An 8,685-nucleotide genomic window follows, 5' to 3' on the forward strand; every position below is an offset into this window, starting at 1 on the left:
TACCTGGGTAACCCTAACCCTAAGTTTACTTACGGTATTTCCAATAGTTTCTCTTATAAATCCGTTGATCTGAACATCTTCCTCACCGGCTCATACGGCGCTAAAATATTGAACGCGTTAAATTATACAACTGCGGGCTTATCGGGCCTGTACGTGAACCAGCTGCAATCATCTGCCAATTTCTGGAGCCCAAGCAACCCAACATCTAATATCCCTGCACCGCGTGCCGGTTTGGATAACCCCAACCTGTTTACATCTGATAGGTTTTTAGAAAGCGGATCGTACTTAAGAATCCAGAATGTAAACCTTGCATGGAACCTACCACAAAAATGGACCCGCAAGATAAAACTGAACAGATTTAAGGTATTTGCGAGCGGTCAAAACCTGTACACATTTACTAAATACAAAGGTTTAGACCCCGAAGTTGGCGCCATGAACCAGAATGTGTTTTTAACAAACGTTGATTTGGGTCGCTACCCATCTCCACGCACAGTAACATTTGGTGTTAACGCTGAATTTTAATCCATAAAAAGAATTTAACATGAAAAGACATATAAAATATTTTATAGGCGTTACGGTGATGAGCACATTCACAGTAACCGGTTGTAAAAAGGAATTTTTTAACAGACCGCCCGAGGACGCTATTACTGTAGATAACTTTTATAAAACAAACGACCAGGTAGCCGCGAGTACCAACGCATTGTATAACTCGCCATGGTTTAACTGGAACAACAAAGCAGGATGGGCAATTACAGAACTGGCCGGCGGTAACGGGCGTACCTATTCTGATGACGTAATAAGCCTGTTCAATTTCTCGCTTACCAATATTAACCCCCGCCTTGCCGATGCCTGGAACTCTTTATTTACGGTTGTTGCGCAATCAAACGCTGTCATCAATAACGTACCTAATGCTCCGGCATCGGTTGACAAGGCTGTTATCAATAATGCCCTTGGCGAGGCGCATTTTATGCGTGCTATAGCCTACTTCCATATTGTAAGGTTATGGGGCAATGTGCCTATCATCGAGAACAGTGAAGACTTTGTAACCAATTTTCAGGTTAATACTAACCCGGTTACTGATGTGTATAAATTCATTATCAACGATTTGAAATTTGCCGAGGCTAATTGTACCAAGATGATCCGCAGCGGATCGAGCCAGGCACAGGGCCATGTTTCAAGCGGTTCGGCATCGGCATTGCTGTCAAAGGTATACCTGTATATGGAAGATTACCCCAATGCCCGGGCCGAGGCGGAAAAGGTAATCAATAGCGGCGAGTTTAAATTGTACCGTGGTTATATAAATGATGCACAAATAGCATCAGGCGGCTACACCGGTTTGGTAGACGGTAAATATTATGACGATTTGTTTAAAACTGCTAACAACAATAACGAAGAATCTGTTGCGGCCTTGCAATGGGCAGGTGGTGCATCTTATGGCCATGGAAACTCTATACAGGCTTCGTGGGCAATAAGTGGTGTTACAGGCACCGGTGACGGCTATTCTGTAATGGGTCCAACAATTGACTTTCAAAGAGCTTACGAGCCAGGCGATAACCGCAAGCATGCCACAATTATGCTGGCCGGCGATAAGTACCCTGAAATTGACCAGGCCAGTGGAGGTTTCACCGTGCCTAATAATGTGAACTCACAGGGTACCAAAGCAGGTATGAAAAAGTATGTAGTGGGTACGCCGGCAGATAATGGCGGTGTAGGCGCGGCACAATCAGCCGCAAACAATACCTACCTGATGCGTTACGCCGAAGTTTTACTGATTGAGGCAGAAGCTATTTTAGGCAGCAACGGCAGCACAACAGATCCGGTTGCTTTAAGGTATTACAACATGATCAGGAACAGGGCTGGTTTAAATACTGTAACATCATTTACCAAAAATGATATCCTACACGAACGCCGGATGGAGCTTGCTTTTGAATTTGATTATTGGTTTGATTTGGGCCGTATTGATGGCTGGCAAGGTATTTTAAAAGTAAACCACCCTAAAGCTGTAGCAATTTTAAGCAACCAGGAGCGTGGCACATTTAGTAATGATACCCCGCCGGTTGTATACAGCCAGAAAAATGTAGCGCAAAGTTCGTTTTTTGTGTTTCCTTACCCGCAAACAGAAACCGCAACTGACCCTAAATTATTAGATCCACCRGTTCCTTACGTATTCAAATAGTAAAAAGCATTAACATGAAAAAAATATTTAAACAATCAGGACGCCTATACTTGCTGCTGGCCGTGTTGGCTACACTTGCAGTGCAATCCTGTAAAAAGGATAAAAACAACTACGGAACAGGTGCGCCCACTATTTCCCGTGTGCGCACGCTTACCAAAGATAGCCTGACATCAATTGAACACCGGATAACGCTTGATTCGTCCTCAACTTATGGCGAGCATAGACCAACACCGTTTGACTCTACCACCACATCGGGTAAAATATATACCCCGTATATGATTGTGGGTACAAACCTGGGCAGTGCAACGCATATCTACGTCAATGGCGTCGAAATTTATTTCAACACCGCGCTGGCAACGGATAAGAGCCTTATTATCAATATACCTACAACTGTGCCTTTTAGTGATGCAAGCACGCCTAATAAGTTGAAGGTAGTGACCCAGCATGGCTCGGTTGATTTTAATTTTATCATCGAGCAGCCTTTCCCATCCATCACATCGGTGAACTTTACCGCAGGTAATGCCGGCGACCTGATCGTTATCAACGGAACTACATTTAACGGCTTGAGTAGTGTTAAGTTTGGTACAACTCCGGCACAGATAGTTTCCTTTACACCTACGCAGGCTACAGTGAAAGTACCCGCTGGTTTATCAGGCCCAAATATTATCTCGGTTACTACTACCGCTACTTTGGGTGGTGGTACAACATCGGGGCCCCTAGGATCAAATGGCATAAATCTGAGTATCCCAGACAATCACACCGAAGCTTTCAGTGTATATCCTTTCGGATTTTCACAGGCTGCGTTTGAAGATAGTTTTGAAAACGGATGGGGGCAATATGGTTGGAGCAATTCGCCCGATGGTAACAATAGTTCGCCTGTTGCACGCGGTAGCAAATCAATAAAGGTACAGTATGCCGGTGGCTACGATGCTTATGTTATTCAGGCTCCAGGCAATGTTGCTTTAAAAAGCTTTAAAATGTCGATTTATGGTGGTAAGGGTTCCGATAACAAGGTTATACATATATTACTTGATTATAACTTTAATAATGCAGTAGCAATTACTTTAAAAGAAGGCGTTTGGACAAACTTTAATATCCCGATGACGGCCTTTGTAAATACTGGGGGCACAGCGTCTAAAACAGTAAATTCAATTATTTTCCAGGAATTTAGTGGAGTAGCTTCGTTGTTTTATTTAGACGACGTAGGCGTTATACAGTAATATGTTGCTTTAAGATAATACCCATCCCCTGGCCGAATTGAGTAGGCCGGGAGATGGTATTTTAAAACTCACATGAACAATGAAGGCGATTAAAATAACGTGCTGCATAAGTTTAATTATGCTGAGCTTACTGGCTAAAGCGCAAAAAAATCTGGTAACCAATAGCGGTTTTGAAGATGAATTGTACGGATGGAGCGGAAATAATTTAAAACTTACGCCCTGGGACTTTAAAAACGGCAAAAATAGTTGCGCCATTATCAGCGCTACTACTGATAATTGGGTGGGTACCGACCAGGTAATCCGCATCCCCAAAAAAACCACAACTATTGAGTTTGGCGCCTGGATAAAAGTCATAAATGTTGTTAAAGGCAAAAACGATTGGGATGGCKCCATATTTAGTGTTGTTTTTATGGATAGCGGCGATAAGGAAATAAACGGTGGCGAAAACATTGCCCGCTTAACAGGTGATCTGGAATGGACTCTTTTTACTAAAGCGATTAAAATACCTGAGAAGGCTTCGAGCTTTAAAGTTCTTCTTGCAATGGGTAATGCCTCCGGAACGATGATAATAGATGATGTTACAGCCAAGGTTGTTGCCGACCAGCTGGTAGTTAAATAAAATTATTATGATGACAAGCAATGTAATGCGCGAAATTACCCCGCTGACAGCCGGCGATTGCTTTACCGTTTTCGCGAAGACCGATAATAAATTTGATTCACCTCTTCATTATCATGATGATTATGAACTTCATTTGATTTTGAATGCCAAAGGAGCCAAACGCGTTGTTGGGGGCCATATGGACGTAATTGATGATCTTGAACTGGTACTTATCGGCCCCGATCTTTACCATGGCTGGTTTACCAATGAATGTGAGAGTGAAGAAATAACAGAAATCATTATCCAATTTCATAAGGACCTTTTTGATGAAAAATTCTTAAAAAGAAATCAGCTCAGTTTTTTAAAGGGTATGCTTCAACGCGCACCTATGGGTATCATATTCACTCCGGAAACAATTTTAGCGGTTAAGGATAGGATTTTAGCCCTGAATAAAAAGAGCGGGTTTATATCTGTTTTAGAACTGCTATCTATTCTGCACGAGTTGTCAACCTCGCCCGACATGAAAACATTGTCGGATCTGAGTTTTATAAATGAAAGATTTTATTACAACAGCCGACGAATAGAGAAGGTATTTGAGCATATGAACAATAATTACAACCGCCGGGTAACACTGGCCGAGGCTGCCAGGGTTATCCATATGCCCGAAGCTTCATTTAGCCGTTTTATAAAAAAGCGTACCGGCAAAACGTTTACTGATAGTTTAAACGAAATAAGATTAGGGCATGCTTCAAGGATGCTGATAGACTCCACAACTACAGTCGCCGAGATAGCTTATGAATGCGGCTTCAACAACATATCCAATTTCAACAGGATATTTAAACGCAAAAAACAATTCACCCCAAATGAGTTTAGGTCAACCTATATGATAGCAGGTTGTATACTACACCCGCAGGTTAACTTAAAGGCGTCAGTGGCATAATTTATAAAAAAAAACACCTGCTTGGCAAGCCGGCCATACAAGCCATATTTAAACCCCCTATTAAGGCAAAAAACAACAGAATGAAATTGACAACAAAGAGTGTATTTGTATTATTAATTGCCGTTGTAACATCAGAGGCATGTAAAAAGGATAAAAAAATTGATACAACGGTGGTTGTCGCGATAGATAACGGAGGGGCAACCGGCCCGATTACTTCACCAACAGATCCTGCTATCGCGGTTTCGCAAGGCTTTTTTTTAGATAACTGGGAAGGTAAAATATTTACGAAACCATTGGCGCAAAATGCAGCTAAACCCGGTACCACATCAACAATCACGGTAACAGCAGATTTTGCACAAGTGGTGTCAAAAGTTTCAAAAAACTTATTTGGCAATAATATGAATCCATTTACAGGGCAATTTACTGATGTGGGCCTGGTAAAAAATATAACCAATCTTTCCCCTAATATTATCAGGGCCCCCGGTGGCAGCTTATCGGATGTTTACTTTTATGATCTGCCTTCGGGCGGTAAGCCCGTCGATGTTCCGGCCCAATTATTAAAAGCCGATGGCAGCGCCGATCCAACTACCGGGTACTGGAGCGGTATGGTTACTGATAACTGGTCAATAAGCCTCGATAATTACTATTCCTTATTACAAAAAACCAATAGTACCGGTATTATCACTGTAAATTATGGCTATGCGCGTTATGGATTGAGCGATCACCCGGTAGAGACCGCCGCGCATTATGCTGCCCAATGGGTTAGAAATGATAAAGGCCGTACCAAATGGTGGGAGGTGGGTAATGAAAATTTTGGCAACTGGGAAGCCGGTTACCGTATTGATGTATCAAAAAATAAGGACGGGCAGCCCGAAATTTTAACGGGCCAGCTATATGGAACCCATTTTAAGGTTTTTGCGGATTCGATGCGCAAAGCCGCCAGCGACATAGGAGCCCCCATTAAAATAGGTATTGTACTTACCGATGCAGATGACCAAAACAATTCGGTAGGGGTGCAAAACTGGAACGCAGGCGTATTAACAGCGGCCGGTTCATCGCCTGATTTTTTTGTGGTGCATAACTACTATACACCATTTAACCAAAATTCAACTCCGGAGGTTATCCTGGCAACCCCATCAGCGGTTACAACTTCAATGCTAAACTGGGTTAACAGCTCCGTTCAAAAAGCGGGCGTGGCACAAAAACCGGTTGCTATGGACGAGTGGAACATATTTGCAGCCGGTTCAAGGCAGCAGGTATCGTATATGAATGGTGTACACACGGTTTTGGTACTTGGCGAATTAATTAAAAATCAGGTAAGTATGGCCTGCCGCTGGGATTTAGCCAATGGCGGCAGCGATGGTAATGATCATGGTTTGTTTACCTATAAACAGGATGGCACAACGGATTTTACCCCGCGTCCGGCGTTTTATTACCTGTATTATTTTCAAAAATACTTTGGAGATCGGATGATAAGTTCAACAGTAACAGGTAATACAGATATCGTTAGTTACGCATCTTCGTTTACATCGGGCGAAGCCGGTGTTACATTGGTAAATAAAAGCGGTACCGACCAGGTAGTTAATGTCAACTTTAAAAACTATTATACGGGGGCCAGCTACTACTATTATACGTTGAAAGGCGGCACCGATAACGGATCATACTCCGGTAAGGTAATCATAAATAACAACGGTCCATCCGGCGATGTTGGCGGTCCATCAAATTATGYTGTGCTTCCGGCAAGCTCATCGGGTACAAGTGGGGGGATAAAGGTTTCCGTGCCGGCAAGAGGCGTTGTGTTCCTGGTTTGCGATAAGAAGTAGTTATGTTATTCAGTATTCTGTAAAAGTACCCTACGTTTAAAAAAAAGTAAATACCCCTAATTTAATAATTGATTAACAAGTAGATAGCCTGCATTGATTACGACACGTTTGTCGTAGTCAATGCAGGCTATTTTTTATCCCAAAGTCTGTTGGTAACTACCTGCTTTATAACCTGCTCCCGGTAATTACGGCTAATGGGAATTTTGCTGTTCTGTATAAAAATTTCGTTGCCCTTTATCCGCCTATTTTGCCAATTGCTACCATATATGATTTATGTACCCTGATAAAGGCTTTGCCCGCTAAATTCTCCTCCAGATTTTTGAGGGAGAGCATAGTCACATATTTGCCTTTTAACGTGAATATGTTCACGTAGTTCTGCATTCCTTCTACATAAAGTATCTCATCTAAAGGGATCTTTTCGTATTTACTGCCACATTTGATGGCTTTAACGTGTTGCATAAGTAATGTATATCGGGGGGCTGTATAATAAATCAAATAGTATTTTGTTTTGATATATAATAAAGAGCTACCTTGATATTAATTGTTGTAACAAATTTGTCATAATGGGGTTTGTTTTACCGCCAAATCATTAAGAATTTGCTTTGCTCGTTAAAATTTATTTAATTACTGAATAAATTTTAACTGAATGCCTAAATGTTATCCTACCCAAGTAATATGTTGTTTTGTATTGGTTCTGTTATACAAAACTGCATGGGCACAGTCTGGTGTCGATAGCTCAAATTATGATGCCGCAGTTACTAACTTAGTTAACCATTTTTACCAGGGTGTTGGCGAGCAATCGAGGTTGTATAACGGCTTGGTTTATGACTCCTATGACTCATCCATCAAAGGCAGCCCTTACCTTGATGATATTGATGCCTGGCGGCCCGGCTCGGTTGAGTACGATGGGCAAAGTTTTGAAAACGTGTCTATGATTTATGATCTGTATACCGATCAATTAGTGGTATTGCTTTTCAATCATGCTTCGCCAATAGCCTTAATAGCCGATAAAGTTTCCAATTTTGATTTACACCAGCGGCACTTTGTCAGAGTACCTAAAAGTACAGGTGATATAAAGTCCGGCTTTTATGAGCAGCTTTATAGCGGTAAATCACAGGTTGTAAAAAAAGTAGCAAAATTGCTCAAATCTACGTCAGGTGCCACAGGCAGGGAGCGGTATTTTGTGCCCTCGCACGAACTCCCCGATTATTATATTAAAAAAGGAAGTACCTATTACAAAGTGAGCAGCCAAAGTTCGGTGCTTGACCTATTTGCCGAAAAGAACAAGGAGCTTAAGCAATACATCAAAGACAAGCATTTGCAGTTTGAAGACCTGCGCGAAATGGCGCTGGTTTCCGTGGCGGGTTATTATGATAGTTTAACCAAATAATATGAAAAAAATCTACCTGGTTATTATTATGGTATTGGCGGTTAAACTATTGCATGCACAGGTTACTTCAAAAAGCATTAGTGTTAATTTTCAACAGGCAGGCATCGATCAGTTTGCCCGCGAACTTGAAGCTAAAACAGGGTACCGGTTTTATTATGACCGTACTCAGTTTGATAGCATTAAAATTACGCTGCAGGTAAATAACCTGCCGTTGGATAATGTACTTAGGCAGGCTTTTGGTAATTCCGATTTTCAATATGCCATAGTTGCATCAAAAATGGAAGTTTTTTTAACGCTTGGGAAAGTGGTCCGTACCCAACCGGCCGAGGGTTACTTTAACGTAAAACCGGGGCAAAGCAAACCAGTTACGTCATCGCCGGTAATTGATTTTACAACAGCGCCTGTTAAAAAACCTGTAATTGAATCAACTATTGAAAATAAACTGTACGAAATTGGCATAAAAAGTAATGGGTTAAAATTTGGCAAAACGGTTTTATCAGGCTATGTAAAAAGTGCTAAATCGGGTGTACCCATAGCA

At 41.8% G+C, this 8,685-nt stretch carries 7 protein-coding genes and 2 pseudogenes; 8 read left to right on the forward strand and 1 reads right to left on the reverse strand.

Annotated elements, in window-relative coordinates; all coding sequences use genetic code 11:
- The 6 genes and pseudogenes from AC1DPZ_RS17225 to AC1DPZ_RS17250 all read left to right on the forward strand — a co-directional run.
- Positions 1–522: pseudogene (locus AC1DPZ_RS17225) on the forward strand (SusC/RagA family protein); the annotation flags it as partial.
- Positions 523–541: 19 nt separating this feature from the next.
- Positions 542–2,176, forward strand: a complete 1,635-nt coding sequence (locus tag AC1DPZ_RS17230; RefSeq protein ID WP_477405603.1) for a RagB/SusD family nutrient uptake outer membrane protein — start codon at positions 542–544, stop codon at positions 2,174–2,176.
- A 14-nt stretch (positions 2,177–2,190) separates the two neighbouring features.
- Positions 2,191–3,396: an IPT/TIG domain-containing protein gene (locus AC1DPZ_RS17235; RefSeq protein WP_477405605.1), complete on the forward strand. Its 1,206-nt coding sequence runs from the start codon at positions 2,191–2,193 to the stop codon at positions 3,394–3,396.
- 118 nt (positions 3,397–3,514) lie between these two features.
- Positions 3,515–4,015 carry a hypothetical protein gene (locus AC1DPZ_RS17240; protein ID WP_477405607.1) on the forward strand — a complete coding sequence of 167 codons (501 nt, stop codon included), beginning with the start codon at positions 3,515–3,517 and terminating at the stop codon, positions 4,013–4,015.
- A gap of 7 nt (positions 4,016–4,022) precedes the next feature.
- Complete coding sequence (locus tag AC1DPZ_RS17245) at positions 4,023–4,934, forward strand: AraC family transcriptional regulator (protein ID WP_477405609.1); 912 nt, start codon at positions 4,023–4,025, stop codon at positions 4,932–4,934.
- Positions 4,935–5,014: 80 nt separating this feature from the next.
- Positions 5,015–6,757 (forward strand): alpha-L-arabinofuranosidase, encoded by a 1,743-nt coding sequence (locus tag AC1DPZ_RS17250; RefSeq protein WP_477405611.1) that lies wholly within the window; start codon positions 5,015–5,017, stop codon positions 6,755–6,757.
- 234 nt (positions 6,758–6,991) lie between these two features.
- Here AC1DPZ_RS17250 and AC1DPZ_RS17255 read toward each other — a convergent pair whose 3' ends face one another.
- Complete coding sequence (locus AC1DPZ_RS17255) at positions 6,992–7,216, reverse strand: LytR/AlgR family response regulator transcription factor (RefSeq protein WP_477405613.1); 225 nt, start codon at positions 7,214–7,216, stop codon at positions 6,992–6,994.
- Positions 7,217–7,403: 187 nt separating this feature from the next.
- On the opposite strand from AC1DPZ_RS17255, the gene AC1DPZ_RS17260 reads away from it, so the two are divergent.
- Both AC1DPZ_RS17260 and AC1DPZ_RS17265 read left to right on the forward strand, forming a co-directional pair.
- Complete coding sequence (locus tag AC1DPZ_RS17260; RefSeq protein ID WP_477405615.1) at positions 7,404–8,147, forward strand: hypothetical protein; 744 nt, start codon at positions 7,404–7,406, stop codon at positions 8,145–8,147.
- A 1-nt stretch (position 8,148) separates the two neighbouring features.
- A pseudogene (locus AC1DPZ_RS17265) lies at positions 8,149–8,685 on the forward strand (hypothetical protein); the annotation flags it as partial.

It is taken from the genome of Mucilaginibacter sp. P4_G9, from assembly GCF_056400985.1.

Excerpts from the sequence above, each read along its gene's own strand:
- AC1DPZ_RS17235 (WP_477405605.1), top strand. The coding sequence starts at position 2,191 with ATGAAAAAAATATTTAAACAATCAGGACGCCTATACTTGCTGCTGGCC.
- AC1DPZ_RS17245 (WP_477405609.1), top strand. The coding sequence starts at position 4,023 with ATGATGACAAGCAATGTAATGCGCGAAATTACCCCGCTGACAGCCGGC.
- AC1DPZ_RS17255 (WP_477405613.1), bottom strand. The coding sequence starts at position 7,216 with ATGCAACACGTTAAAGCCATCAAATGTGGCAGTAAATACGAAAAGATC.
- AC1DPZ_RS17260 (WP_477405615.1), top strand. The coding sequence starts at position 7,404 with ATGCCTAAATGTTATCCTACCCAAGTAATATGTTGTTTTGTATTGGTT.